The organism is Nocardia sp. CA-107356, from assembly GCF_050946365.1.
Lineage (GTDB): Bacteria > Actinomycetota > Actinomycetes > Mycobacteriales > Mycobacteriaceae > Nocardia.
Window position 1 is genome coordinate 8,466,246 of record NZ_CP191992.1, and the last position, 24,941, is coordinate 8,491,186.

Annotated in this window: 22 protein-coding genes and 1 pseudogene; 7 read left to right on the forward strand and 16 right to left on the reverse strand. The window is 65.8% G+C overall.

What is annotated here, in order from left to right:
* Nucleotides 1-61: 61 nt before the first annotated feature.
* The 7 genes from ACQP1G_RS38205 (at nt 62) to ACQP1G_RS38235 (ending at nt 9,168) form a co-directional block, all read left to right on the forward strand.
* The gene (locus tag ACQP1G_RS38205) at nt 62-1,186 is read left to right on the forward strand and encodes a hypothetical protein (RefSeq protein ID WP_433194543.1); all 1,125 of its coding nucleotides are present in this window, start codon (nt 62-64) and stop codon (nt 1,184-1,186) included.
* 95 nt (nt 1,187-1,281) lie between these two features.
* Nucleotides 1,282-2,640, forward strand: a complete 1,359-nt coding sequence (locus tag ACQP1G_RS38210) for a hypothetical protein (RefSeq protein ID WP_433194544.1) — start codon at nt 1,282-1,284, stop codon at nt 2,638-2,640.
* On the forward strand, nt 2,637-3,947 hold the full coding sequence (locus tag ACQP1G_RS38215; RefSeq protein WP_433194545.1) for an AAA family ATPase: 1,311 nt from the start codon (nt 2,637-2,639) through the stop codon (nt 3,945-3,947). The genes ACQP1G_RS38210 and ACQP1G_RS38215 overlap by 4 nt, the downstream gene beginning before the upstream one ends.
* A 91-nt stretch (nt 3,948-4,038) precedes the next feature.
* Nucleotides 4,039-5,292 (forward strand): metallophosphoesterase family protein, encoded by a 1,254-nt coding sequence (locus tag ACQP1G_RS38220; RefSeq protein ID WP_433194546.1) that lies wholly within the window; start codon nt 4,039-4,041, stop codon nt 5,290-5,292.
* Entirely contained in the window at nt 5,289-8,288 is a 3,000-nt protein-coding gene (locus tag ACQP1G_RS38225; RefSeq protein ID WP_433194547.1) for an AAA family ATPase, read from the forward strand. Before ACQP1G_RS38220 ends, ACQP1G_RS38225 begins: the two co-directional genes overlap by 4 nt.
* A gap of 261 nt (nt 8,289-8,549) precedes the next feature.
* A complete protein-coding gene (locus ACQP1G_RS38230) occupies nt 8,550-8,909 on the forward strand; it encodes an NYN domain-containing protein (RefSeq protein WP_433194548.1) in 360 nt (119 codons plus the stop codon).
* Nucleotides 8,821-9,168 (forward strand): NYN domain-containing protein, encoded by a 348-nt coding sequence (locus ACQP1G_RS38235; protein WP_433209166.1) that lies wholly within the window; start codon nt 8,821-8,823, stop codon nt 9,166-9,168. The genes ACQP1G_RS38230 and ACQP1G_RS38235 overlap by 89 nt, the downstream gene beginning before the upstream one ends.
* Before the next feature lie 41 nt (nt 9,169-9,209).
* Here ACQP1G_RS38235 and ACQP1G_RS38240 read toward each other — a convergent pair.
* The 16 genes and pseudogenes from ACQP1G_RS38240 to ACQP1G_RS38315 form a co-directional block, all read right to left on the reverse strand.
* A pseudogene (locus tag ACQP1G_RS38240) lies at nt 9,210-10,100 on the reverse strand (DegT/DnrJ/EryC1/StrS family aminotransferase); the annotation flags it as partial.
* Nucleotides 10,097-10,672: a Gfo/Idh/MocA family protein gene (locus tag ACQP1G_RS38245; RefSeq protein ID WP_433209169.1), complete on the reverse strand. Its 576-nt coding sequence runs from the start codon at nt 10,670-10,672 to the stop codon at nt 10,097-10,099. The pseudogene ACQP1G_RS38240 and the gene ACQP1G_RS38245, both read right to left, overlap by 4 nt.
* 45 nt (nt 10,673-10,717) lie before the next feature.
* Nucleotides 10,718-11,182: a GNAT family N-acetyltransferase gene (locus ACQP1G_RS38250; RefSeq protein ID WP_433194549.1), complete on the reverse strand. Its 465-nt coding sequence runs from the start codon at nt 11,180-11,182 to the stop codon at nt 10,718-10,720.
* A 274-nt stretch (nt 11,183-11,456) separates the two neighbouring features.
* Nucleotides 11,457-12,320 (reverse strand): MBL fold metallo-hydrolase, encoded by an 864-nt coding sequence (locus tag ACQP1G_RS38255; protein WP_433194550.1) that lies wholly within the window; start codon nt 12,318-12,320, stop codon nt 11,457-11,459.
* A 250-nt stretch (nt 12,321-12,570) separates the two neighbouring features.
* Nucleotides 12,571-13,500 (reverse strand): hypothetical protein, encoded by a 930-nt coding sequence (locus ACQP1G_RS38260; RefSeq protein WP_433194551.1) that lies wholly within the window; start codon nt 13,498-13,500, stop codon nt 12,571-12,573.
* A complete protein-coding gene (locus ACQP1G_RS38265) occupies nt 13,497-14,420 on the reverse strand; it encodes a hypothetical protein (protein WP_433194552.1) in 924 nt (307 codons plus the stop codon). The genes ACQP1G_RS38260 and ACQP1G_RS38265 overlap by 4 nt, the downstream gene beginning before the upstream one ends.
* Nucleotides 14,417-15,301, reverse strand: coding sequence for a DUF4913 domain-containing protein (locus tag ACQP1G_RS38270; RefSeq protein ID WP_433194553.1), 885 nt, complete (start codon nt 15,299-15,301; stop codon nt 14,417-14,419). Before ACQP1G_RS38270 ends, ACQP1G_RS38265 begins: the two co-directional genes overlap by 4 nt.
* Nucleotides 15,298-17,175 carry a type IV secretory system conjugative DNA transfer family protein gene (locus ACQP1G_RS38275; protein ID WP_433194554.1) on the reverse strand — a complete coding sequence of 626 codons (1,878 nt, stop codon included), beginning with the start codon at nt 17,173-17,175 and terminating at the stop codon, nt 15,298-15,300. Before ACQP1G_RS38275 ends, ACQP1G_RS38270 begins: the two co-directional genes overlap by 4 nt.
* A 45-nt stretch (nt 17,176-17,220) precedes the next feature.
* Nucleotides 17,221-18,327: a hypothetical protein gene (locus tag ACQP1G_RS38280; RefSeq protein WP_433194555.1), complete on the reverse strand. Its 1,107-nt coding sequence runs from the start codon at nt 18,325-18,327 to the stop codon at nt 17,221-17,223.
* Between the two features lie 223 nt (nt 18,328-18,550).
* Complete coding sequence (locus tag ACQP1G_RS38285) at nt 18,551-19,537, reverse strand: hypothetical protein (RefSeq protein WP_433194556.1); 987 nt, start codon at nt 19,535-19,537, stop codon at nt 18,551-18,553.
* A 6-nt stretch (nt 19,538-19,543) separates the two neighbouring features.
* Nucleotides 19,544-20,476, reverse strand: coding sequence for a hypothetical protein (locus tag ACQP1G_RS38290; RefSeq protein WP_433194557.1), 933 nt, complete (start codon nt 20,474-20,476; stop codon nt 19,544-19,546).
* A gap of 70 nt (nt 20,477-20,546) precedes the next feature.
* Nucleotides 20,547-21,455: a hypothetical protein gene (locus ACQP1G_RS38295; protein WP_433194558.1), complete on the reverse strand. Its 909-nt coding sequence runs from the start codon at nt 21,453-21,455 to the stop codon at nt 20,547-20,549.
* A 54-nt stretch (nt 21,456-21,509) separates the two neighbouring features.
* Nucleotides 21,510-22,598 carry a hypothetical protein gene (locus tag ACQP1G_RS38300; protein WP_433194559.1) on the reverse strand — a complete coding sequence of 363 codons (1,089 nt, stop codon included), beginning with the start codon at nt 22,596-22,598 and terminating at the stop codon, nt 21,510-21,512.
* Nucleotides 22,595-23,134 carry a hypothetical protein gene (locus ACQP1G_RS38305; RefSeq protein WP_433194560.1) on the reverse strand — a complete coding sequence of 180 codons (540 nt, stop codon included), beginning with the start codon at nt 23,132-23,134 and terminating at the stop codon, nt 22,595-22,597. Before ACQP1G_RS38305 ends, ACQP1G_RS38300 begins: the two co-directional genes overlap by 4 nt.
* A complete protein-coding gene (locus ACQP1G_RS38310; protein WP_433194561.1) occupies nt 23,131-23,799 on the reverse strand; it encodes a hypothetical protein in 669 nt (222 codons plus the stop codon). Before ACQP1G_RS38310 ends, ACQP1G_RS38305 begins: the two co-directional genes overlap by 4 nt.
* Complete coding sequence (locus tag ACQP1G_RS38315) at nt 23,796-24,941, reverse strand: C40 family peptidase (protein WP_433194562.1); 1,146 nt, start codon at nt 24,939-24,941, stop codon at nt 23,796-23,798. Before ACQP1G_RS38315 ends, ACQP1G_RS38310 begins: the two co-directional genes overlap by 4 nt.

Sequence of the window (24,941 nt, forward strand, 5' to 3'; positions counted from 1 at the left end):
CACGGGCAGTATTCTTTTCCCTCTTCTATCCATGCGTGCTTCCGTTACGAAGGAAGATCTGTTGAACGACACCGACATTCGTCTGGATACCATCCGCGGATCGGCTGACCCGAAGAAACACGATGCGAGAACGATCGCTGCGCTGACCAGCAACCCCGGATGCAGCCGCCGCGGTGTGCTGGATGCCGCCGCCGTCAACAAGCAGGAACTGGCCGAGCATATCGGCTACCCGCCACAGTTCGGGCAGTCCCCATTCGACATCACCCGCGGCATCGCCTTCGAACAATTCGTGAAAGCCAACTCCTGCGCCGAGCTACTCCGGCTGCTGCGGGAGAAATTGTCGCTGCCGATCCCGCAGGTGTCCTACCACGACCTCGCCGTTGCTGCCGGTCACGAGACTTCCCAGACGCGACATCGGTACACCCGGCAGCTGCTGGCACGAGCGGCGCGGTCCGACCCCGACTCGGGCACCTTGTTCGATCATCCGCTGCTGCGGCTGAATATCGCCGGCCACGACGCCTACCTGGAACCGGATCTGGTGGCGTTCAAACTGGGCGACCGGTTCCACGTGGTCGAGATCAAGTCGTTCTCGATCATCGATGGCCGCGCCGACCCAGGCAAGGTCGCTTTCGCGGCGACCCAGGCGGCGGTGTACGTGCTGGCGCTGCGGCAGCTGTTACAGGAACTGGGGTTGAAGCCGGGGCTGGTGTCCGACGCGATCTTCCTGGTGTGCCCGACGGACTTCTCCAACCAGCCGACCTCGGCTCGCATCGACATCCGCAAACAGGTCGCGGTCCTGCGGCGGCAGCTGTCCCGCCTGGCGCAGATCGGCCCACTGCTGTCGCTGCTGCCGCCCGAACTGACCCTGGACCTTCGCCGCGACGACCACGGCATCGCCACCAGGCCGGTCGATGAACTGATCGACGCCCTAGAGCAAGTCGATGCGCGCTACGCGCCGGAGTGCCTGACCACCTGCGAAATGGCGCTGTACTGTCGCGCACAGGCGCACCATTCGACCGAGAGACTCGGCCGATCGGTACGCGAAGATCTGGGCGGCATCGAAATGCTGGACGCCGCCCTGGCTTTGGCGCAGGGACGCGCTCCCGGTGAGCACGAGTACGAGGCCGCGCACCTGCTTCGGCTGGCGGACAGGATGCGTGCTGACTGCCTCAAGGGGGTCGCGTGAGCACCCTGACATCGCTAGCGCGTGCTTACGCCGTGAAAGAGCGTCGCGCTCAACCGATCACGACAGTCCGACACGTTCATATCAGTCGGCGCCCGATGGTGTGCGTTCCATTGAACCTGGCCGGTGAAACCCTTGCTCCGTTGGCGGCGATGGTCGGAACCGACCGCGACCGTCCGGAGTTTCTGGTGGTTGCCCAGCCCCGCGACAAAGACCTGCGGTTGCGGTTCGCGCATCAGCTGGCGCTGCCGATTCTGGACTACATCGCTGCCTGTCGGCATTCCCGGCCCCGCCGGACCGCACACGCGGTCGCACCGCAACTGTGGGTTCCCAATCGCGGTGGTATCGAGTTCCTTGGGCTGCTCAGTCGTGCGATTCGATTCCGCTCCACGACCGGGAGCCATTCCGTCCCGATCCCGGTCCCGACGCTGGGGAGGTGGCTGAAATTCCTGGCCGACCGCGCCGACCACCCGGGATCGGCGCTGCTGCTGGCCGCGACCGATGTTCTCGGCCAACACTGGGCGACCGGGCAGAGCGCCATGGAGGATGGCAACCTCGCGGCATTGCTGGGGTGGATCGATCCACCTGCAGGCCGCGACGGTCCGCAGGCCGCGCTCGAGGCCGAGGACCCATTGACGTGGCCCCCAGCGGGTCCAGCCACCGATCCCCTGTTCGACCGAGAAGCGCTGGTCGGCATCTTCCGTGACTACGACCACGCCCGGACCGACCGTGATCGCCGGACGGCCAGAGCCCGGCTCGAGACAGCCGTGCGCGGACAGATCGAGCCGACATGGGAGCTGGTATGGCGGGCGATCGATCTAATGCGGGCTTTGCCCGCCGGCGACCGGGTCGGCACCCGGTGGGCGCGAGATGTCAAGGCGTTTCAAAAAACCGACGACTACATCGCTGGCGACGGCCCGCCGCAGCCAAAGCATCCCAATCCAGTCAACTCCGCCCGGGAAATCAACTGGCTCGAGCGGGCGAAGGCCGAATATGACGCTCAGCGGGCCTTCGACGATCCGCTCGTGATGGCCGAATTCCGGCTAGCCGGTGAAGCTTTCGCCGGAACCGTCACCGCCGTGGAGATCGATCCCAGGTCGAGGAGATCGCCGCAGGCGACCATCACGATCACTACCAACGACCCGGTTCGGCTCATCGCCGAGACCACCGGCCTTCGCGATCACCACCGCCCTCAGCAAAAGGGCACCATCACCGCCGTCGACAGTGGACCCGACCAGACTCGGATAACGCTGCGGCTGTCGAAGGGCATGGGCAACAACAGCATTCCGATCCCGGGCAGCGTCCCGAAGGTGAACGATCATGTCTGCTACACCCTGCTATCCGACCGATACACGCCCACAGGGAAGTTTCCGGAGCCATCGATGACGCCGTGGACTCACGGAGGACCCCCGCCACCGCAGATACCGGCCGACGGCGCAGAGGAGGAGTGGGCGTGACCGGCGACGTCGCTCAACAGGCCGAGCGAGTCGTCACGACGGTACTCGCCGAGTTTACCGACGGCCGTCACCGCGGGCTTATCGTCGACTCCCCGCCAGGCGCCGGGAAGTCCACATTGGTCGTGCGGGCCGCAATCCACATCGCCAACTCCGGCGAGCCAGCGATGGTCGTCGCGCAAACCAACGACCAGGTCGACGACCTGATCAGCCGCATGGCCATCCAGGCACCGTCGATCCCGATCGGCCGCCTCAGATCCGACACCTACGTCCCGACACCCCGCACACTGCACCCGAACGTCACCGTCGCACCAAAGCCCGAACAGCTGCGTCACGCCCGGATCGTCATCGCTACCGCAGCGAAATGGGTGCACGTCGAGGACGGGGTCTGGCCCTGGGCGATCATCGATGAGGCGTATCAAATGCGGTCGGACATGCTGCTGCGCGTTGCCCCACGATTTCACCGTGCGCTGTTTGTCGGCGACCCAGGCCAATTGGACCCGTTCGCGACCATCGACATCGACCGATGGACCGGCCTGACATGGGATCCCATGCAGAGCGCCGTCGCTGTGCTGCGGCGACACAATCCCGACCTACCGGTCCACCCGCTGCCGGTGTCGTGGCGGCTGGCCCCCGCCGCAGCCGAGCCGGTGTCGGCGGCGTTTTACTCATTTACGCCGTTCGACGCGGCCACCCGCCCGGACCAGCGTCACCTCCGTTACCGCACCCGGGGATTCGGACTTGCCGCGGTCGACGCCACCCTCGACAGGGCTGCCCGGACCGGATGGGCGCTGCATGAGCTTCCCGCCCGCCACACGCTTCGCACCGACACCGAAGCGGTCGAGGCTATCGCCGACCTGGCGGTACGCATCCTGGCCCGCGGCGCCGCGGCCACCGACGAACGAAGCCCACATGAACGTGACATCACCGCTGCCGACATCGCTGTCGGCGCTGCCCACCGCGACCAGGTAGCCGCCATCCGGCAGGCGCTGGCAGCACGCGATGCCGCCGAGATCCGCGCCGATACAGCGAACCGGCTCCAGGGCAGTGAATATGATCTGCTGCTGGTCCTGCATCCTCTGTCCGGCCGACGCGACGCCACCGCATTCCACCTCGAGGCGGGACGGCTGTGCGTGCTGACCTCCCGTCATCGCCATGCCTGCATCGTCGTCGCCCGCGCCGGTATCCAGGACCTCCTCGATGCCCATCCTCCGGGCGAACCGATCCACCTCGGCGTCCCCGCCAAATTCCCCGACGGCTGGGAAGCCAACCAGGCCATGCTCACCCACCTACAGCAGCACCTCCACTGATCACCAATTACAAACTGCTACACCATCTTTCAACGACAGCCGCCGACCGTGCGCGGTGCGCGTTCACCCCTATCCGCCCAAAGGTGAGACCATGAGAATCCTGCATACTTCCGATTGGCATCTCGGCAAGATGCTCTACAAACGATCCCGCATCGGCGATCACCGCGCCGTCCTCGCAGAAATCGTCGGCATCGCGCAGTCCCACTCCCCGGACCTGATCATTCATTCCGGCGACCTGTTCGACAACCGCCGTCCTTCCTATCAGGACGAGGGACTCGCGATCGACACCTTGCGCAACCTCGCCACGCTCGCACCCGTCGTCGTGTTGCGTGGCAATCACGACTCCCCGAGCTGGTTCCAGATCATCGGCCGCGCTTTCGGCCCGCACAGCAATATCCACCTCATCGACAAACCGCGGGAAGACCCGAAAGACGGTGGCGTGCTGAGTTTTACAGGCGCCGACGGCACCATCCTGCGACTGGGTGTGCTGCCGTTCATCGACGCCAGCGCGACCGATCTTTTCATCCATCCCGAGCAATGGCAGTCGGAATACGCACAAACCGTTGGCCGACTCGAGCGAGAACTGGCCACCGAACTGCAGCGAGACCTCGACCCCAGCCGCGAAGTCGCCGTGTTCGCCGCCCACGAATACCTCACCGGTGCCGAACTTTCCGGGACAGAACGCGCGACGAATCAGGGCTACGCCACCAGCCCCGACGACATACCCGCTGTCGCGTATGCCGCTTTTGGGCACATCCACAATCCTCAGCCGCTGCCCCACAGCAAGGTCACCGGGTACTACGCCGGATCTCCCATCCAGCTCGACCTCGGTGAGGCCGGGCAGACCAAGAACGTCCTGATCGTCGACCTCCGTCCCGGGCAGCCAGCAGACATCACCCCGGTCCCGCTGACAGCCGGCCGGACACTGCGGAAGTTCACCGGCACCCTAGACAAACTACAGGCGCAGGCGTCCAGCTTCGGGGACGAGATGTGCATGTTCTTCATCGAAACCCAGACCGACGATCCCACCTTGTACGAACAGGTCCACGCCCTCGTTCCGACGGTGACGATCCTCGGAGTACGCCCGATACCCCTCGGGTCCCAGGGCTGGGACCTGGCGCCCGACGACTGCGAGGATGCCGAGGACGCCGAGCCGGACCTGGCCGAGTTGTTCGACGAGTTCCTCGCAACGCGACCTGGGGTCGTCGCCGATGTGGGCCGGGTCCGTGCGCAGTTCCGGCAGTTGCTCGCCTGCCTCGACGACGAGCGCCCCTTCACCCTGCCCGATGTGGACAACCTGCTCACCACGCCCCTCGACACCACAAGCAAGGAGTCCGGCCGATGAGACCACTGCGCCTGCAGTTCAAAGGGTTGCGGTCCTATCGCAACGAGCAAGTCATCGACTTCACCAACATCAGCCTGATGGCGATCATGGGCGATACCGGCGCCGGCAAGTCCTCGGTCTTCGAAGCCCTGTGCTTCGCCCTCTACGGAAAACCCACCTGGACCGCACTGCATTCGGACATGCTGGTCGCTCACGGCGGCGACGGTGCCGTCCGCGCCGAGCTGACGTTCCTGGCCAACGGCAAGCGCTGGCGGGTAACGCGCGCTGTGCCCGCCCGCGGGCGGCGCCAGGACCGCCTCGTCGGTGAGGACGACGGACAACAGTTCAACGGCACCACCGAGGTCGACAACGCCATCGAAGCGATCGTCGGACTCAACCGGGACTCGTTCCTGAAGGCGGTTCTACTGCCGCAAGGCAAGTTCCAGGAACTGCTGCAAGCCACCCCAGGAAATCGGAGACCGATTCTGCAGGCCGCCCTCGGGCTGGAACGGATCAGCGACATGCGCCCGCAGGTGCAAGACAAGGCGAAGAACCTGCAGGACGAGATCGACAAATTGGAGCGCACGCTGGGCGAACTCACCACCGATCCCGACAGCGTCCTCGAGGAGACCTCCCTCCAGCTGGCCGTACTCGCAGGCCAGATCACCGATCTCACCGTCGCCGCGGCAACCTGCGATCAGGCCAAGACAGCCCTCGCTACTGCCGAACGGTGCGGCGCCGACCTGCGGCGTGCCGCAGAACAGCTGCGAAAATACCCGCAGCAAGGATGGGACGACGACTATCGGCAGCTGTCACACCGCGACGCCGAGCTTTCTCAGCGACGGCTAGCCGTCGAATCCGAGATCGCCTCCGCAACCGCGCAGGAGCAGCAGTTGCAGGCTGCGCTCGACGATGCCGACCGCCAGGGCACCGGCATCGCCGGCACCACGGTCGCGCTCACCACTCTCCGCTCTCTGCAGCGCGATCTCCCCCAGATACACGACAAACTCGCACTCTACGCGGGCCGTGAATCCGAGACACAGCAGAAGCGAACAGAACTAGAGGCTCGCCGCCAGGCCCTGCCGCGCCATGCCCAGCAGACCAGGGAGGCCGAGGCTACGGCCCAGCAAGCCGAAGCAGCGCTCGACCTCGCGAAGACCGACCTCGACCTCCAGCAGTCGCTACTCCTTCACGCCCGCGATGCCCACGGGCAGGCCACGAAGACCGATCGGGCCCTTGACAAGGCCGAAGCCGCAGTGCCGGCGACCACGCACGCGCTCACCGAGGCCCAGCAGGCCGCCGCACAAGCCGACAGCGACGTTGACGATGCCGAAGCAGCCGTCGAGGCCGTACGCCGTCGCAACTCCGCCGCCCACGCCGCGGAAGGTCACGAACCCGGCACTCTGTGCCCGGTCTGCACTCGGCCCCTGCCCGACGACTTCCGCGCCCCGACCGAAACCGACATCACGCAAGCACACAACGCACTCAAGGACGCGAAGCGACGCGCCACAGGGAAGGGCACGGCACTGGCGACGGCCCAGGCGGCACACGACAGGGCTCGAGCAGAGCTGACGGCTGCAACGGCCGAAACGCTACAAGCGCATGCAGACTTCCAGGCGTCCTTCGATGCACTGACCGCTGCCGTCGGTCCCGCCGACCTCAGCCAACCCGACTCCGAGATCTTGGCTGCAGCGTTCACAACGGTCGAAGCCGCCACCGCTCACGTGAAACACACTCGGTCGGCCGCCGATCAGGCCCGGACACGACAGAAAGAGTTCGAAGTCGAACTCCGGGGTGACGAGAAGGATCTCATCCGCCAGACGAAGAACGTCACCGAATCCCTGCGTTCCTGGACCGAGCGGCGCGACAAGGCACTCGACGATTACCGGTCTATACCCGAGGATCTGCGTGACGGCACCGACCCGACCGCCGCCACGCTCGACCGAGCCTTCGAACGAGCCGAACAGCAGCGCAAGCACCTCGACACCCTCACCAAGAAGGCGGCTGCAATTCGGCAACACCTCAAGAAACAACACACAGCATTTGCCGAAGTCCGAAACCTTATCAGCGACGACGTCGACAAACCAGCAAGCAGATTGGCAGACCAACTACTCGAGCTGGCCCACCGCGCCGCATCGGTGCCGCAGCTCACGCGTCCGGTCGACATCCCCACCCGACCGCAGCCATGGTGCCTCGAAACTGACACGGCGTGGGCCGGCGACCTTGTCAGGGCGACCCAGCAACTCCTTCGTGAGTGCGACCGCGACGCCGCCGTCCACGACGAAAACCGTCGACAAGCACAGACCACCATCACCACAACCCTCGCGAAGGCGAATGCCACCTCACCCGAGGACCTCCACCAGCAAGCGGGCAAAGCGCAACGCTTGATGGAAGAAGCACAGGACCGACACGACAAGGCAGTCGCTGACAAACCCCGCCGCGCCGAGATTGAGCAACGCCGGAATCTGCTGAAACCCGAAGCCGACAGCCTCAACGTGCTCTCCGACCTGCTGCAGAAGGGCGAATTCCTCAGCTTCGTCACCGAGCAACGTCAGAAAGCCGTGCTGAACATCGCGACCGAACTCCTCCTCGACATGACCGCCGGCCGGTTCAAATTCCTCGACGACTTCATGATCATGGATCGTGAAACCGGCCGATCCCGCGATGTCAAAACCCTCTCCGGCGGAGAGACATTCATGGCCAGCCTGGCGCTGGCACTCGCGCTGGCTCAGCTCACCTCACGCGGCGGAGGGCGCATCGAAGCCCTCTTCCTCGATGAAGGCTTCGGCTCCCTCGATACCCGCACCCTCCGCGAAGCCATGGATGCACTCAACCACCAAGCCACCGCCGGCCGGATGATCGCCGCCATCACCCACATGCGAAAGGTCGCCGACTACTTCGACGACATCCTCCTGGTCACCAACACCGAAAAGAATGGGAGCGAAGCACACTGGGCGACACCGGACGAACGCGACAGACTCATCGACGGAGACCCCGGAGACGAACCACTCGAGTGAGCGCCTGACTGTTGCGCGTCACCGATGATGCACACAACGCCGCAATTTCAGATGGAGACGAAAGTCGGTGAGTTCGGGCCCATCCTGACGCCCAGATGTGCACGGTGACGCGGCAACGACTGTGGTCATCTTCATGGTGACGGACGAATTCGGCTGTCCGTTTGAACGAAAACGGCGTATCGCTGCCCTATCCGACATCTACCTCGAAAATGGTGCTCGCGAACGAGTGACGGGGAGGAAGCACCGAGGGCGGAGAACACCATGCGGCTGGCCGTCCTGATCGATGCCGACAACGCGTCGCCGTCGGTGGCCGAGCCCTTGCTGGCCGAGATCGCGAGATGCGGCACCGCGCACGTCAAACGCGCCTACGGCGACTGGACCAGCACCAACCTCACCGAGTGGAAGTCGCACCTGCTGACATTGTCGATCCAGCCGGTGCAACAGTTCCGCTGGACTACCGGTCGCAACGCCACCGACGCCGTTGCCCATCGGCGCACTCGACCTCCTCCACACCACCGAGTTGCGCGCGGTCGTGTTGGTCAGCAGCGACTCCGACTTCACCACTCTGGCCCGACGAATCCACGAATCCGGGTGCCGCGTCTACGGAGTCGGGGGAACTGAAGACCCCCAGCCGCTGGTCGCCGCGTGTGATGAGTTCCTACACCTCGAAAACCTCACTGCCGCACCTCGATCGACGCGGTCACCGCAGGAGCCCGCACCGCCTGCCTCTCCACAATCGGTGACGGCAGCGCGAACAGCGGCAGTGGATGTGCCACCGCATGTCGCAACTCGGCTCCGGGAGGTCGTCGAACAGGCCGCTGCCGACGGTGATGGCTGGACACGCTCGACCGGCACATCGTCGAAGAATTCGCTGTCGTAGAGAATCGTGAGTCCGTACCAGGCCGGTCGCGTGTGCGTTTCGTGCCAGGTGATGGTCAGGCCCGGCTCTCGCCGCAGTTCGTCGTGGATGTGCTCGGCGATGCGCTGGCGCTCGGCGAGGTAGTCATCCAGAGCTGAAAGCTGTTCCAGAGCAAGGGCCGCGGCCAGCGGGTGGATGCGATGCTTGAGTCCCATGCCCGTCACGGCGTAGCGCCTGAGGTCGGAATGCGCTGGGATTTCGTTGCGGCACCGTTTGTTGTATTGACCGTGCAGCAAGACGCGGTGATACACCTCTTCGTCATCGGCGAGGATGAAGCCGCCTTCGCCCGCCGACAGCGGTTTTGGCCCATTCATGCTGAAAGCGGCGGCTCGCCCGAACGTGCCGAGCTTCTTCTCACCGATGCTCGCCCCGTGAGCGTGGGAAGCGTCTTCGAGCAGTAGCAGGCCATGAGCGTCGGCCAGTGTGCGCAGACGTCGGACTTGTGCGGGCATCCCCCACATATGCGTTACCACAATGGCTTTGGTGCAGTCGGTGATGCGGCGCGGCACGTCGACCGGATCGAGGTTGCCACTGGCGTCGCAATCGGCCAGGACAGGAGTCGCACCCAAGTGCAGCAGCGGTGTGGCGGTGGCGAAGAACGTGTACGCGGGCACGATCACCTCATCGCCGGGCCCGATGCCGCACGCGGCGTACACCGAATACAGCGCAGCCGTTCCGGAGCTGGTCAGGATGGCGTAGCGGACGCCGAAATAGCGCTGAAGCGCATCTTCGAGTCGGGCGATGACACCGGAGCGGTCGTAGATCGAGATGCCCTCGTCGAGCTGATCGAGGACGGCGACGCTGGTGGCCTCGGTCAGTGGTGGCCATGAAAAGTGCGGCGCCACTTCGGATATAACGGGTGGGCCGCCGAGCAGGGCGAGGTGTGAGGTCACAAGAGCTCCTTGGGATTGAGGTGGGTGTGGGTACGTGCGGACTCGTAGCAGGCGGCGACGAAGGCCATGTGATCGAGGTTTTCGGCGGGACCGCTGAGGTTGGGTCGGGTGCCGTCGATGACGCGGTGGAAGTAGTCGATCTGGCAGGCCGCGGCCGAGGGCCAGGCTTGTTCACGATGCAGTGACTCGATGACCTCGCCACTGTTGGTCAGTCGGCGGATGCGGCCCCGTTCCAGATGCACGACACCGTCAGACCCGACGAGCCGGATCTCCTCGGTCTTCGGCCCGATGAACCGCGACAGTAGCAACGAGCCATAGAGGCCGCTGTCGTACGAAAAGTGAATGAGCGCAGTATCTTCGGCGTCGTAGCGCCGGTCCGGTCGCGCGCCGACCGACAGCTCGGCTGTGATGCTGTCGGGCAATCCGAAAGACCACAGGAGCAGGTCGATGAGGTGGTAGCCCATGTCGATCACGCAGCCGCCGCCTGCCTTGGCGGTCTGCCCGCGCCAGCCCTCCGACGGGCCATCGACGTGCACGGTGTAGCGGGCGTCGATCAGAAACGGTGTGCCGATCGGAGCTTCGGCGGATCTGTGGCTGTTGTCGGCCTTCTGCGGCGCTCACTGGTTCACCACCTGGTGGAACAGGGTCTCACCGGGGCCGGGCGCGACGGCGGTGGGTAGGTCGAGGTGGGTGCGTAGGTCCAGTACTGCGCTGGGGGCGGCGAGGTTCATGCCGTTGTGTCGGAAGAACTGGGCCAGTCCTGTTGTGCTGGTGTCGAACTGGCCGTAGACGATGCCTACACCCGCTTGGCGTGAGAGGGTGAGCGCTTGATGTAGCAGCGCTGTTCCTACGCCGTGCCGGGTGTAGCCGGGGAGCACGGCCATGGCGTGGATTTTCATCGTCGTCAGCGCTGCCTGAACGACCGCGGTGCGTCCGAAGGCGGCGAGTTGAGCGCACAGGAGAAACGACGGCCCCGCCGACAGCCCCCCGATCGGGCGGCCATCGGCGACGGCGACCAGAGCCATCGTCCGTGCGGCCAGCACTGTCGGCACGTTGGTCGCTGCGCTTGCGGTGTTGTGCACCGACAGTTCGTATCCGCGCGAGAGCCCAGTGGACAGAATTCCTGCGTCACTGACTTGAACGAGGTTGCGTCCGGCCCGGCGTGCGTGGGCCACTCCGGCCAGATGATGCCATCGGGTGAACTCGCGTAGCTCGGCGCGGCAACGGGCAGGGCGTATTTGAACGGTGATCCCGATGGACCGGGCGAGGCAGGCATAGATTTCTCCTATTCAGTGGAGCAGAGGATCGGTTCGTCGTGCGAGGTGGGGCGTGTGCCGAACAGTGTTGGAAGGGTGGCTATTCGGGGAGCCACACCTGTTCGCCGCGGGTGTCGGTGGTGACGCGTCCGAATTGGACGTCGGAGAAGTGCATCCCGAAGCCGAGGGTGTCGGGTGCGGTGAGTTCGTCGATCAGGCGGCGGCTGGTCGTCTCTGATTCGGCGGGGTCGTCGTCGACGGCGGCGCATAGTTCGGGGTGGGTGATCTGGAGTGGGGTTTGCATGGCGTCGCCGAAGGCGATCAGCCGGTGGCCGGGTGAGGTGATGGTGTAGGCGAGGTGGCCGCGGCTGTGGCCGGGGGTGGCCAGGGCGTGTACGCCTGGGAAGATCTCCTCGCCGTCAGCGATGGTGTGGACGTGGGCGGTAAATGTGTCGAGCATTTCTTGGCTGATCCCGCTGGCGAGGGCGAGATCGCGGTGATCCCACTCGGTGTCGCCGACCAGGACCGGGGTATCGGCGAAGGGACTGGCGGTGGTTGCGGGCATGGATTGCCATAGCCAGCCGATGTGGTCCAGATGTAGGTGGGTTATGGCGATCAGTTCGATGTCGGCTGGGGCTTTGCCCGTGGCGGCGAGGCTGGTGAGTAGCTGCCCGCCGCGCATGAGCCCGTAGGGTGTGGGCACGGCCAGTGGTCCGAATCCTGCGTCGATGAGCATGGTCCGGTTGGCGTATTCGATCAGCAGTGCGCCGATGCTTGCGACCAGGTATCCGTCGGGGTTGATCAGATGCGCGTGCTCGGTCAAGATCCGGTCATCGGAGCCGGGCAGCCAGACGCGGGGATCGAGCAGAGCGACCCCGTCGGGTAGGTAGGTGATGTGGTGAGCACCTAGCTGGCGGTGGTGGCTTGTTGCGGGGCGGGTGAAGTGGTCCAGGCTCATGGTCATGGTGGGAGTTCCTGTCAGCTGGGTATGGGACGGACGCGGGAAGCGGCGTGCGGCATCGGGGCGGACATGGCGTGTGTGGGCTCTGGGACGACGCTGGTCACGACGGCCCGGTGGCCGTGTCATGGCGTGAACGGCCACGGTGTCGTGGTCGCCGACCGTTCGGCTGCAACGCCGCCGGCGGTGGAGCCGATGTTCGATGAATTCATGTCGCCTCGCTTGAAAGTTGTTGGTGGACAACGACTACCGACCGCTACGGATCTGGTCCGGCGTCCGGATACGCGTCGACGGCGGCGGAATCACCGCTGTCGAACTCAGCTGAGGCATCCCATCCGTAGGCGTTGCCTGGTATCGCGATGGTGATCACTGACTCGATGTCGGTTCCGGTGTCGGAGTCGGTTGTGGCTGCGGTGTCGAGGCTGTGGCGAGCGCGGTCGATCAGCGCCTGTGGTGTCGGGGGCTGGTCTGCCTCGGCTGCTGAGGTGTCGGTGTCGCGATCTGTCCTGCGCAGGCTCTTGAGTGAGCGCCGCACTGTGGCGGCGATGGTAGGGGTGGTGTAGGTGCGCCAGGCAGCGTTGAGGTCGTCGAGGCTGTAGTGCTCGTAGGTCTGGACGCGTCGATCGAGGTATCTCCTGGCGGCGTTGAATACGCGGGCGCGCTCTGTGCCGTCCATGCCGAGCGAGGTGGCGGTGGCTGCAGCACGCGTCCACAGCGCCGCCATGTTGCGTCGAAGCTGTTCGGCGGCAGCGGGTTCCGGGTCGGTGGTGACTGCGTTGGTTGCGAGTCGCTGCTGGCGGGCGACCGTTAGCGCGGCCATGTCGGCGAGCTGTCGGGTGTCCTGGACAACCCGTTGAAGGTTTCGGCGCCGTGCCGGCGATCGCGTTGGGGGCAGCAGTAGTTCGTCGGTCCAGGCACGCCCGGATCGCCCAGCCGCACGGGCTTGGTCGACCCAGCCCGCAGGCATACCGTCTGCGCGGGCGCGGATCTCGGTCAGGTCCCGATCGCGATCGACTTCAGCGATATGGTCGAGCAACTGGCTGCCCTCCGCGGTGTGCGGCGTGGTCTCTGGTAGGGCTCGGCGCAGCCGCTCGCCGACGGCGGCGAGCTGGTGGATCTGGCGTAGGAGCGCGGCCTGCTCGGGCGGGATATCGCGGATCCGCAGCGGCGAGGGCGGTCCGGTCACGGCTCAGCCTCCCGCCACATCGGTGCCGCCGCAGCTACGTCAATCTGTGCGGCGCTCCAGGGTTCGGTGCCCGCTGAGTCACTGAATATCGGTGCGTCCATGACTGTTTCGGCATCGGCGCTATAGGTGGGGCTCGCGGCGTCGACCGCAGCGTCGATGTCCGCGCCCGGTGTCGCCGCCGAAAGGAACAGTGGTGTCGGGGGCGTGAGCGCGGCACCGATCGCGGACTCGAGCGCTTCGTGGGAGGGCAGCGCCACGGCGGTGTCGATCGCGATCCCGGCTTCGGCCAGCGCGCGGGCTTGTAGTGCGTCGGTGCGGGTGTCGGTGCGTGCCACTTGATGCCAGCGCTGCGAAAGACCCTCAACCGAAACACCCTCGAGCATCGCCACCCCTGTGGCCACCCAGTCTCCCTCGGTGCCCCACAACTCGTGGGCCTGCTGCGCATCGACGCCGAGCAGGTTCGCCACTCCCGCGGTCCTGGCCCGTAGTACCCGCAGGTTGTCATCGAATCGTGCGCTCGCCGCGTCCTCGGCCGCTGCTGTGAGCGGGCTGTAGGCGGCGGCGAGGGCGGTCCATTCGCGTAGGCGCTGCACGTGTGCGTCGAGTCCGCCGAGGATCTCGTCCCAGTTGAGCGGTTCGGGGGTACGCAGGTAGAGGTCCGGGTTCCACCGCATTGCTCGGTTGCCACGCTCGCGGACGTGATCGACCCACGCGCGCGGCACCCCACCAGCGACTGCGACATCGGACAATGCTTCCCGCAGCGTCGCGCGGTTGTGGAAGACCTCGAACCAGGACGGCGGTGGACGTTGCCCGCTGTGTTGCTCGTACTGGGCCGCCTCGGCCAGCATCGTGGTGACTATCATCGACTGGGTCTGCAGGGATCGCAGCACCTGCACCTGTGGACGGGTCGGCGTGATCACAACTGCCGCCCTCCCGCCGCACCATTTGCGAAGGCTCGGAAGTCGGGGCCGAATCCGAGGTGCTCGATCGCGGTTTTCGCACCAGGAGCGCCGAACCATGCCGCGGGGATGGGTTCGGTGGGCAGCCCGGGGATGTCGAGGTGTTGGTCTGGGGTGCAGCGGTGAACGGGGCCGTTGGCGGCGTCGAGGATGTAGCGCATGTGGGGGTCGATATGGCGCACGAACAGCCCGCTCATCGCGGACTTGTCCTCCGCCAGGCGCGCGGCTTCGAAGACCGCGTGCAGGCCGGCGAAGCGGACCGCGACCGCTTGGTGGCGCCACCACTGGCGACACCAGCTGTATTGGCCTTCCCGGTTGGAGCCCGCGATCCGCACCGCGGTGACCGGCAGCAACCAGTCCTGCACGAACTCGCTGTAATGAGCGAACCGCGGCGGTGGCTTCTTCGGCTCCTGCTCCTCGCCCTCGGGTGCGGCCTCGGGTGGGCGGTTCGCGGAAGTGAACCACCCCACTGGGACGGGGTCGAATGGCAACGAGGGTGTGGTGAGGTGGGTGGTGCGGGTGCAGCGGTGCAGCGGACCGTTGGCGGCGTCAAGGATGACTTGGAAGTGGGCGTCGAGGTGTGAGAGCAGGAACGTGCTGAGGCTGTTAGCGGTCTGTGCGCGCCGTTGTGCCTCGAATGCGCGGTGCAGATGCGCGAAACGCACGGCGACGCCGCGGTGGGCCCACCACTTGCTGCACCAGGTGTAGGTGTTCTCCCGGGACGCTTCGGCCAACCGGACGTTGATCGTCGGCAGCAGCCACTTTTCGGTGAATTCGGTGAAATGCCGGTATGCCGGCGGCATCGGCTTCTTCTTGCTCGCCGCCGCGCTCGGCGCGCTCATGGCCGCTCACCACCGTCTGCCGGATCGCCGTCGATGACTTCAGCTGCCCCATAGATCAGGTGGGCGGCTTTCTCGAAGCGCGCCAACGATTTCCGGATCAGGGGTGCGTATTCGGTGTCGGACCACCAGATCTTGTGCACGACGACAGGCCCGTGGTTCGGGAGTCGAACCAGGGCACGGTCTTTGGGCAGTGCGGCCAGCAGGGCGACGTCGAGGATGGGTTCGGGACGCCAGGTCAGGGTGCGGTTGACTCCCCCGGCGCCGTGGCTGCGGGATCGGTCGGCCACATCATGGGGCCCGGTCATCGCTGACCAGTGTTCGAGGTAGTCGACCGCGGCAATCCCGCCGCCGTAGACCTCGATGGATTGAGCGCGCATCGTTTTGAGACCGTTTGCGCCCCAAAGGTCTTCGCCTTGTTCGAGGACCTGCAAGATCGTGATGAGGATGATCCCGCTGCCACCGGCGTAGGTGTAATAGGAAGGCAATTCCGAGATGCGGGCGCAGTTGGCGGCCTCGTCGAGCACCCCGAGCAGCGGCACCGCTAGGCGCCCATCCGCGCGAGCCCGTGCCGCCTCAAGCCCAGCCTCGAGGATTTGGCCGACCAATGCCGCGGTCAACGGTGTGGCTCCGTCAGGACCGGCCATCGACAGCGCATACAACGTGTCCGTGGAGGTGACGAATTCCGCGGGTTTGAATTCCGGCAGGCTGTGGGTCGGGTCCTGTTCAGTCTTGTCGATGACGATGCGGGTTTTGCGGGTCTTCTTGTCGGTTTCCTCGCGTACCGCTAGCAGCTTGCGCCGGGGTGGGGTGACCAGCCGCGCGTAGCCTTCGTCGGAGAGTACGTTGAGATACCGGCGTGCCATGTCGTACAGGCCGTCGCGTTGGCGGGCGTAGAGGGCTTGGGATTCGAGGATGCGTTCGGCGGGCCGCTGGTGGCCGTAGTGACGCAGGATCAACGCCGGGGTCTGATCCTGGTCTCTGCCCAGCCATTCGGCCACATGCAGCAAATCCCCGCCCGCGCACGCCGCCGCATACATATACAAGCTCAGTAACTCTTGAGCGCCACCGTCGAAATAGGAATCCACTCGCGCGTTGGCGGCCTGCGACACCGATCCGGAGGCCGCGGAGACGAAGAACCCGGCCAGTTTGCGGGCCGCGGGCAAGTTCGTGACCTGGGTGAGCAGGTCGACCCAGAACCCGCACTCGATCGTGCCGGTGACCGCTTGCAGATCACACAGCCAGATCCGGCCCCGCTGTTCGCGCCCATAGACGGTGTGCCGGTACAGGTCCGGCCGGATCGAGGTGGCCAGGCATGGCCCCCAGGCGGCCAGAACCGCGGGCACCGCCCAGACCATCGTCTTCCCGGTGCGGGCGCCGGCTGCGAGTGTCACGCACATTTCGGCTGGTACGAATAGTTCGACGCCGCCGATCACTGTCTTTCCTAGTGGTGGGCCCTTGAGGGCTTGAATTGCTGGGTCGGCGTCGCGGAGGAGTCGCTGGTTGGCGACCGCGTTATCGCTCGCGCGGGCCAACCGAATCGCCGCGGGTCGTTGCATCGTGCGCGCGGCCGCGTCGATCTCACTACGGGCGCTCAATGCCCGCCAGCCCGCAATCACCAGCGCGGCTCCCGTCGCGGTGAAGACGACAGCCAGCACACTGGCCTGCCACGGCCAACGGTGCTGTCCAGCAACGACTTCGAGCAGCGCGGTCACCGGGTGACCGCTGACAGGCAGTCCGGCCCACCAGCTGCCCAGGCTCAACGCCGCCCACAACGCCAGGGCGAATGCCACCAATGCCAGGAACGCGAGCAGCAGCGTGGTTTCCTCGCCCAGGCCGCGTTTGGTGCGGCGACGGGTCTCTCGTGTCGAGATCATGATCAACGTCCTTCAGAGGTGGAAGAGATTGGGGTGGAACGGTTTTCACAGCGCCATGTCGGCGTCCACGCTGTGGGTGCGGTGTGTGGTCGCAAGGTCTTCCTCGACGCCGTCGGCGGTGCCCCATTCGGCGAACTCCGCGCCGGGCAGAGCGGCGGCAGTGGCGTCGTCGATGGCTGCGCCACCACCTCGATCGGTGTCCAAGAGCCCGTCGCCGGTGTTCTCGAACCCGTCGGACACCGCCTCGGCAGCGGACAGGTCGCGTTGCGGCGCTGTGTTGGGCTCGATCAGCGGGTTGCCGATGTGTGCGTGCCGGTAGGTGCCGTCACGTCCTGCCTGGTAAGCGGCCTCGATATCGGCGGACGGGACACCAGCGTCGGCAGCGTCGACGCGGGCGCTGCGGGCTTCCGCAAGCAGGGACTCCAGGCGTGCGATGTGGGCCTGGTCCTGTTCGGGTGAGCCATCCCAACGTTCGGACAGCCAGGCATGTTCGGCGGTCAGATCCTGGAGGCGGCGTAAAATCTCGCGCTGACGGGCAGCACGTTCGTCGGCGCCGGTGTCGCGGTCGCCGAGTTCTTCCTCGGCCGCCAGTAGCTGATCGGTTTCGGCGATGATCGCGTCGACCTCGGCCAGACTGGCCAGTTCCGGGCCGCGGCCGCCGAGGGCTCGGTCGAGCAGACTGGTGCGCTCGGGGTCCAGTTCGGCGGAGTGGTCCGGGGCTCGCCAGCGGGCGCCGTCTTGATCGGAGCCGGTGATGGTGGTTTCGATGTGGCCGGTGACTTCGGCGGCTTGTCGCAGGTTGCGCCACACTCGAGCGTCGACACCGAGTTCGCCGGCGGCTTTGGCTTGGTCGATGCGGGTGTAGGCGGCGCGGGTGGCTTCCGGTCGAAGCTCCCACCCCGAGACCGCGGCTTGTAGTTGTTCCCACTGTCTACGGTGCTCGATGGATTCGTTGCGGCCCCACTGGGCGGCCAGCTCATCGGCCCAGGTGGTGAATTCTTGCTTCTGCTCAGGTGTTTCGGCGAACGGCGCGAACAACCTCAGTTGGTAGTAACGGGTGAAATCAGCCCGGATCTGGGCTTCGGTCCGGTCGGCCGCGTCGTGGTAATAGGCCGGATCGGTGGCTGCGTGGCGTGGTTCTGGCCAGCTCATCGCGCAGCCCATTCGGATGTGGTGGACATCGTCGACCTCCAATGAGGAAAGGCGTGTGCCGCAAACCGGCTATCGACGGTGCGGCGGTGTTCGGATGTCCCCTGGCAGTGCGGTTTCGGCGCCTCCGGTCAGTACCCGTGACCGGTGCGTCGACGAAAAACGATTGCTGCGAATACCTCTGATGGATCAGTGATCGGCGCAGGGTTGGATTCGTGGAGTTCGGCTAGTAAGGTTCGCTGCCCAGGTCGATCTGGTGGTGCGGGTTGGTGGTCTGGTCGCCGTGGTCGGGTTCGCTGTCCCAGCTGTGGGCGCCTTCGGGGAGGGCGGCGTCGATGGCGTCGGTGATGGCGGTGGGCTCGGCGTTGTGATCGGATTCGCTGGCGGCGTTGTTGATGGCCGCGTCGACGAATTCCGCGCGCAGCGACGCGGTAGCGGCGTCGATCATGTGTTGCGGTGTCGGTGGGATAACCTGCGCGCCAGCGATGGGGATGCCGGTATCGGGGTCGGTAGGAACATAGGGCGGAATCGCTAGGTCGGTGCGCACGGTTGCGTAGGAGTTCCATTCGTTGACCAGCGTCAATTCGTCATAGGTTGCGAGATTGACCGCGAGCTGTCGCCGGACGCCTTCGGCAACCGGACCCCACAGTTCGCCCGCCTCGGTGGCGGTGATCTGCGCGGCGTGCGCCAGAGCGGTCACTCGTTCCTGGTAGAGCTGCATGTTCTGCGAGAACTGCGCCGCCGCGATGGGATTGGTGGCGAAGCTCCACCGTCCGGTAGCGATGCGGTCCGCGCGTGCCGCGAACAGCCCCGCCATCCGTTCCAGATGCCACAAATCTAGGGACAGCATGTCGACGTAGAAGTCCTGAGCGGCGTTGTCGCGTAACGGGTTCTGCCGCACCCCGGCATCCACGCGGGGGCGAGTGCTCTGGATGCCGAGTTCGCGGGCGTCCTCGATCCAGGCCGGTTCGATCCCGGCGGTGAGCGCGGTCTGTTCGGCCTGTTCCCGCTGGGCTTCCAGCCCATCCAGATGCGTTTGCCACGCCGTGCGCGGATTGTCATCGATGGTGAGGGCTTCGAAGTTCTCCCACCCGCCATCCAGGATGCGGGTGTGTTCAGCGGCCAGCAGCCGGATCCGCAGCAACAGTTGCGCCTGCCATTCGACCACCGATTGCGGCGGGGAGGACTCGGGTTCGGGAGTCGTCATCGTCATCGCGCCTCACCGCTCGAACCCGACCGACGCCTCGGGTTCGGGAGGACGAATATCGGGTTCCGACGCCGGTTCGCTATCCCATTCCGCCGCTACATCGAGCGGCAACGCGGCGTCGACGGCAGCGCCGATACTCGGGTCGGCACTCGCCTCACTCGTTATTCCGGTGAGGGCTTGGGTGGCTCGTTCGATGAGCTCGGGCGGCGTCGGGGGCGGCGCCACATTGGGGTCCTGTATCCGGTCGGCGGCGAGGTTGTCGACGCTGCGCCAGGCTTCATGTTCTATCCCTCGCCAGGCATAGGCACGCCATCGTTCGTGGAGCGCGGCGTCACCGTAGCGGTGCACAGTCGCTGCCACCAACTGCGTCCAGCCCGCCTGGCCGCGGCCCCACAACTCGGCACCCTCCTCACTGGTCAAACCGATCACATGGCCGGTGTCGTACGCGCGGGACCACAGGGCGGCCATGTTCCGGTCAAACTGTTCGTGTGCCTGCGGGTCAGGCGGGAATCGTCCGTCCGCGCCGCGGAGTCGGTGCGCGACATTGATCGCGGCCATGTGCTCGAGCTGCCACACGTCATTGGCGATCCCTTCGACCATATGGGCGCGTACGGGGTCCTCGCCGTGACGCATGGTGGGTGGGGAATGCACGCTGTCGCCCCATCGCAGTCCCCGCTCTCCCATCTCCCGTGCCTCAGCGATCGCCGCGGGCGGAACACCAACGGCGCTGGCATGGATCTCGATCTCGTGACGATCGGCGGCCAGCGCCCGCAGGTGGGTGCGCCAGGTCTGCAGCGGGATTTCGCCGCCGCCGTAATGGGGTTCGTAGGTCGGATGCCCCCGTAGCAGGAGCTGCATGTGGTCGGCGGAGGCGTTCTGGATGCGTTCGAGCAGCCGCAGCTTCCAGCTGGGTAACCCCTCCATCCCGGGTATCGGTTCACTCATGCTTGTCCCTTTCCTGAAAGAGATTGGTATTCGGTCGTTTCCGGCTTCCAGAGGCTGCCGAGATCGACGGTCATGGGTCGTGTCCGTGGTCGACCTCGGCCAGCGCCGACGCGGGCGTCGGGTCGGTCGTGGTGTCGGCGGCTTCGAGTGCTGCGGGCAGGTCGCCGGTCAATCCGGCGGCCTCGATCGCCGCGTTGATTCCCGCGGCGTCGGGCTCTCGGTCGGGGTCGGTGATCGTCGGCTGCGCTGAACGCCGGTCGAGCGTGGTGAGGGCGTCGGCGGCGAGTGAGACCATCCGGTCCGGGGAAATCGGCATCTGGGCGGTGATGTCGTCGTGGGTGATCCCAGCGGTTTGCAGCACGATCACCGGCATCGTGATGGCGGTGAAGTCGGTGCCTGCCACCTGGTTCCAGCGCGCCGCCAGCTGCTGGTCGCTGTGTGTGGCGAACTTTGCGGCGACCGCGGTCGACCAATGCTGGGCGCCGCGCTGCCAGATCTGGTGGCGTTCTTCTTCGCTCAAGGTCAAGGCATGGGAGACCGCGCCCAGGCGCTGCCACGTCATCCCCATCACCCGCCGAAACCGCACCACCGCATCGACATTCAGCTCGCCACGGCGGGTATAGATGGCGGCCACACCCGCCATATCCTGCAAACCCCGCACCTCGACGCCCAACGCCTCGGTCAGTACGGCCCGATCAACCTGTCCCGACCCGAGCAGTACTTGCCCCGGCTGCCACTGCCCGCCACGCTCACCCGCGGCGCGAACATAGTCGATCCATGGCTTCGGCACACCTACCGCCAACGCCACATCCTCGAGCTGTTCGCGCGACCGTTCGCCGATACGCAACTGCTGCACCACTTCTGGCGGAACACTCACGTGCCCGGCGTGACGGGCATGTTCGAGACGCTGCTGGTTGTCGTAGGCGAGGTTCTGCACCGCTTTGAGCAGATGCGCCTGCAGCGGAGTCGGTGTATCCATCTCACCGGCCCCCACCTGCAGCAGAGGCCATCACTGTTGTTGTCGTTGTCGCTGTCACCGCTGCATCCCCAGATCAGGGATCGGCGACACGTGCGTCGTGCGCGGATCTTCTTCGGGGCCGAAATCCATGTCCTCAGCGAGGGTTTCGCTGGTGAGTCCGGCGGCGTCGACCGCATCTGCGATCACTGATCCCGCATCGGGGTCGGGGTCCGGATCGCCACCCAGATCAGCGAACTCGTGGGTGAGGTGGGTGGCGAAACTCAGTTCCTCGGCCAGCCCCGCGATGTCCTCGACCGCGACTGACGACGACCTGCTCCGCGCATGCGCCGTCGCATCGAGATCGTCGAAATCTTCGATGACCTCGGCGTCGATGATGTTCTCGATCGCTACTTCCGGTGCCTTGCTCTGCGGTTCCACCGTCACGTCTCGGTCGTCGAAATCTTCGACGATGTCGGCGTCGATGATGTCGGTGTAGTCGCTGCCGGTGTCCTCGACGAACCGCTCGGCGTAGGCGTCGAACTCGTCGTCGAGTTCCTCGGACAACCCCTCGGCGCTCTTGGCTGCGGCGAACGCCGCGGCCGATGCCATCGCTTCGCCGGATTCTCCGTGTGCGCTGAGGGTGTCGCTGAAACCGGCTGCGCGGCGACGGCTCTCGATGAGCAGTTCCTTGTATTCGACATCGAGCTCGTGCAACTCGGCGGCGCGGGTCTCCCGGTTGGCGTAGGCGTCGATCTTCCACTCGTGGAGTTCGCTGTTCTGCTCGCGTTCGAGTTCGCCCGCTGCGTTGCGGCGGTCCAGGTCGGCGTCGGCGCGTTCGGCTTGCCCCTCCTTGATCCACTGCTCCATCTCGTGCATCTCCCCGCCACGCTCGATGCGGGCATGCACTTCATCGACTTTGGCGGTGTTCAGTTCCCGCGCCAGGCCCGCGGCCTGTCCAGCGTTGAAGACGCGCTGGTGGTGTTCGATGACCGACCGCAACTCTTTGTTGTCGGCCAGGCGTATCCGCTGATCGGACTCCGCCCTCGATCGTGATTCCCCACCACGTCCCCGCATCAGGGCAGCGGTGGTGTGCGCAGTTTGCAACGCTTGAACGAAACCCTGGCGCATCGCCTGACTGGATTCTTCGACGGGATCTCCACTCATGGCAGAACCCCCAATCCGGATAACACCCACGCCGATACCGCCGTGGTGCGGGTGGCGTGGGCGTACACCGCCCACCTGATCGGCGGCTGGTCCCCCGGTTGCAGGTCCACACCCAGCACGCGGCTGGCGGTAGTCGCGGTGTCGGTGGGATGGTCGTCACTGGTGATATGAGCCGACGTGGTGATCGCGGTGGCCCCACCGCGCCACTGCTGCCATTGCGTCGGGCTCACCGGCGCCCACACCAGGGCAGCGGATTCCGCACGCTCAGCGAACTCGGGATCCATCAACACCCGCGCGGCACGAAACGCCACCCGCGCATCGGTTTGCTCGCTCGGGCGATAGCCGAACACGGTGCTCACCGCCGCGGTCAGGACGGCCTCGGCCGAGCACGGGTCCACCGTGTCGAAGGGCAGGGCGAAACTCGCTGTCCTGCAATGGTGTTCATCGTTCGTGGCGGGGTGGGGTATGTTCGCGGCGCAGGCTGCGGTCACGGCAGCGAGACAGATGGCCGCGGTCAGGGCTTTTGGTGGGGTCATGCCGGCTCCCGGTGGGGGTGTAGGAGGCCGCCGAGGTCGGTGGCGGACCAGTCGACGGCCTCGTGGCGGTTGCATTGTTCGGCGGCCGGGTTGTGCACTGGTTCGCTCACCACGTCCAGCACCAGCGCGCAGGTGCGGGCGGTGTGGTGCAGGTTCTCGATGTCGATGCTGCGGGTGCGGGCCAGGATCAGGTGCAGGGTGGCCGCCTCGGCACCCCATTTGGTGCGGGCTTGCCCGGCCAACCAGATCGCTTGTCGCGCTGAGGCTTCCGCAGCCGCAGCACCGGTGGCGATGACGGTGTCGCTGGCAAACCGGTCGTGCCAGATGACGCGTCCGTCACCGCGGCACACGGTGAAGGCGTCCATGGTGGCGGCCGACCACAGCATCAGCCGCGGCCCCCGCACCGTCATCGCCGCCAGCCGCTGATCGGCGCTGCGGCGAGCGGCTTCGATCTGGCGCAATCCTTCGTAGTCGATCCCGGCCTCGACCAGCAATGCGGTCAGAAATCGCTCGAAGGCGCGGCCGTCGGTGAACTTGTGCTCGACCGCGACCCGATCGAATTGGCGGGTACTGGTGAACCCGTGCAGTTCGGCCGCACGCACACGCACGACCATCTCCGGTGTGACACCTGAGTGCGGGGCCGCTACTGTCGGTGTGGTTTTCATTCTCGTCCTCCCGGGGTGGTGTCGAGGGGTGAAGTGGAGGCGGCGGCGGGGGTGGTGTAGCGGCGCACGGCCATCCGTTCTCCGTCGAACGCTGATAACGCAGTGAGAGTGACGTTTTGGCCGCTTTGCGGGCTGTGTAACAGCAGGTCGCGGCCTTGGGAATCGCGGCCGTAGTAGATGCCGACGTGATGGGAATCCGTATCGCCTGGCGCGGTGAAAAAGATCAGATCCCCCGGTGCGCGCTCGGCGAACGGCACCGGTTGCGCGCTGGGGTGGTCTTGCTGGGCTTGGGTGTAGTGCGGCAACCGGATTCGCCCGCCCGAGGCCTGATAGATCGCATATAGCGTCAGGCCCGAGCAGTCGAACCCACCGCTGGTCGGGCCATTGGTGTCGCCGCCGCCCCACACATACGGGGTGCCGATCCATTTCATCGCCGCCTCGATCACCGCGCGACCGAAGGCACTGGCGTGCGCGGGTAGTGGCGTCCCAGATCCGTTCGGCCCGCACCCGGCGGGTGAGGACCCGTCCTGAGTGGAGGGCATCGAGGCGGTGTCGATGTCGGCGAACATCGCATAGAGCCGTTGCGCTAAATCCAGTTGTGCCCCATAGGCATTCGGTGCGGATTGTTCGATCGCCTGCGCCAGTTCGGCCGGTGACATGTGCGCGGCGGCAGGCCCGAGTTGGACGGCATGGTCGTAAAACCAGTTGATTTGGTAAATCGGATTCATCAGGGCGGCGACACCGACCGATCCCCAGACGCTGGCACGCATCTGGTGCGGGCCGAGCGAGTCGTGGTCGTAGCCCAGACCGTCGTTGCGGTAGTTCAGCGATTCCGGCACCGCGGGGTTGGCCAGGTTGCGGAAGGTGGATTCGGTGGCAGCGGCCGCCAGCTCGGCGATAATGATGTTCTGTGTCATGCCGCGTTGTTTGCCGATCGCGACACCGTTGCGGGCCAGTTGTAGCTGGGGCTCCGACAGCCCCGCCACCGATTGTCCGGTGGCACCGCTGACCCCGACGGCACTGTTGGCAAGTGGGGCTGCACACGAACGGGCCGAGTCGAGGCCGACAACGATCAGCAGTAGTATGATCAGCGCGATCGGTAGCGAGATCGCGGTCGCGATTATGGTTTTCGAGCTGTTCAT

Excerpts from the sequence above, each read along its gene's own strand:
- ACQP1G_RS38210 (WP_433194544.1), top strand. The coding sequence starts at position 1,282 with ATGGTGTGCGTTCCATTGAACCTGGCCGGTGAAACCCTTGCTCCGTTG.
- ACQP1G_RS38220 (WP_433194546.1), top strand. The coding sequence starts at position 4,039 with ATGAGAATCCTGCATACTTCCGATTGGCATCTCGGCAAGATGCTCTAC.
- ACQP1G_RS38225 (WP_433194547.1), top strand. The coding sequence starts at position 5,289 with ATGAGACCACTGCGCCTGCAGTTCAAAGGGTTGCGGTCCTATCGCAAC.
- ACQP1G_RS38230 (WP_433194548.1), top strand. The coding sequence starts at position 8,550 with ATGCGGCTGGCCGTCCTGATCGATGCCGACAACGCGTCGCCGTCGGTG.
- ACQP1G_RS38255 (WP_433194550.1), bottom strand. The coding sequence starts at position 12,320 with ATGACCATGAGCCTGGACCACTTCACCCGCCCCGCAACAAGCCACCAC.
- ACQP1G_RS38270 (WP_433194553.1), bottom strand. The coding sequence starts at position 15,301 with ATGAGCGCGCCGAGCGCGGCGGCGAGCAAGAAGAAGCCGATGCCGCCG.
- ACQP1G_RS38275 (WP_433194554.1), bottom strand. The coding sequence starts at position 17,175 with ATGATCTCGACACGAGAGACCCGTCGCCGCACCAAACGCGGCCTGGGC.
- ACQP1G_RS38280 (WP_433194555.1), bottom strand. The coding sequence starts at position 18,327 with ATGAGCTGGCCAGAACCACGCCACGCAGCCACCGATCCGGCCTATTAC.
- ACQP1G_RS38285 (WP_433194556.1), bottom strand. The coding sequence starts at position 19,537 with ATGACGATGACGACTCCCGAACCCGAGTCCTCCCCGCCGCAATCGGTG.
- ACQP1G_RS38290 (WP_433194557.1), bottom strand. The coding sequence starts at position 20,476 with ATGAGTGAACCGATACCCGGGATGGAGGGGTTACCCAGCTGGAAGCTG.
- ACQP1G_RS38295 (WP_433194558.1), bottom strand. The coding sequence starts at position 21,455 with ATGGATACACCGACTCCGCTGCAGGCGCATCTGCTCAAAGCGGTGCAG.
- ACQP1G_RS38300 (WP_433194559.1), bottom strand. The coding sequence starts at position 22,598 with ATGAGTGGAGATCCCGTCGAAGAATCCAGTCAGGCGATGCGCCAGGGT.
- ACQP1G_RS38305 (WP_433194560.1), bottom strand. The coding sequence starts at position 23,134 with ATGACCCCACCAAAAGCCCTGACCGCGGCCATCTGTCTCGCTGCCGTG.
- ACQP1G_RS38310 (WP_433194561.1), bottom strand. The coding sequence starts at position 23,799 with ATGAAAACCACACCGACAGTAGCGGCCCCGCACTCAGGTGTCACACCG.
- ACQP1G_RS38315 (WP_433194562.1), bottom strand. The coding sequence starts at position 24,941 with ATGAACAGCTCGAAAACCATAATCGCGACCGCGATCTCGCTACCGATC.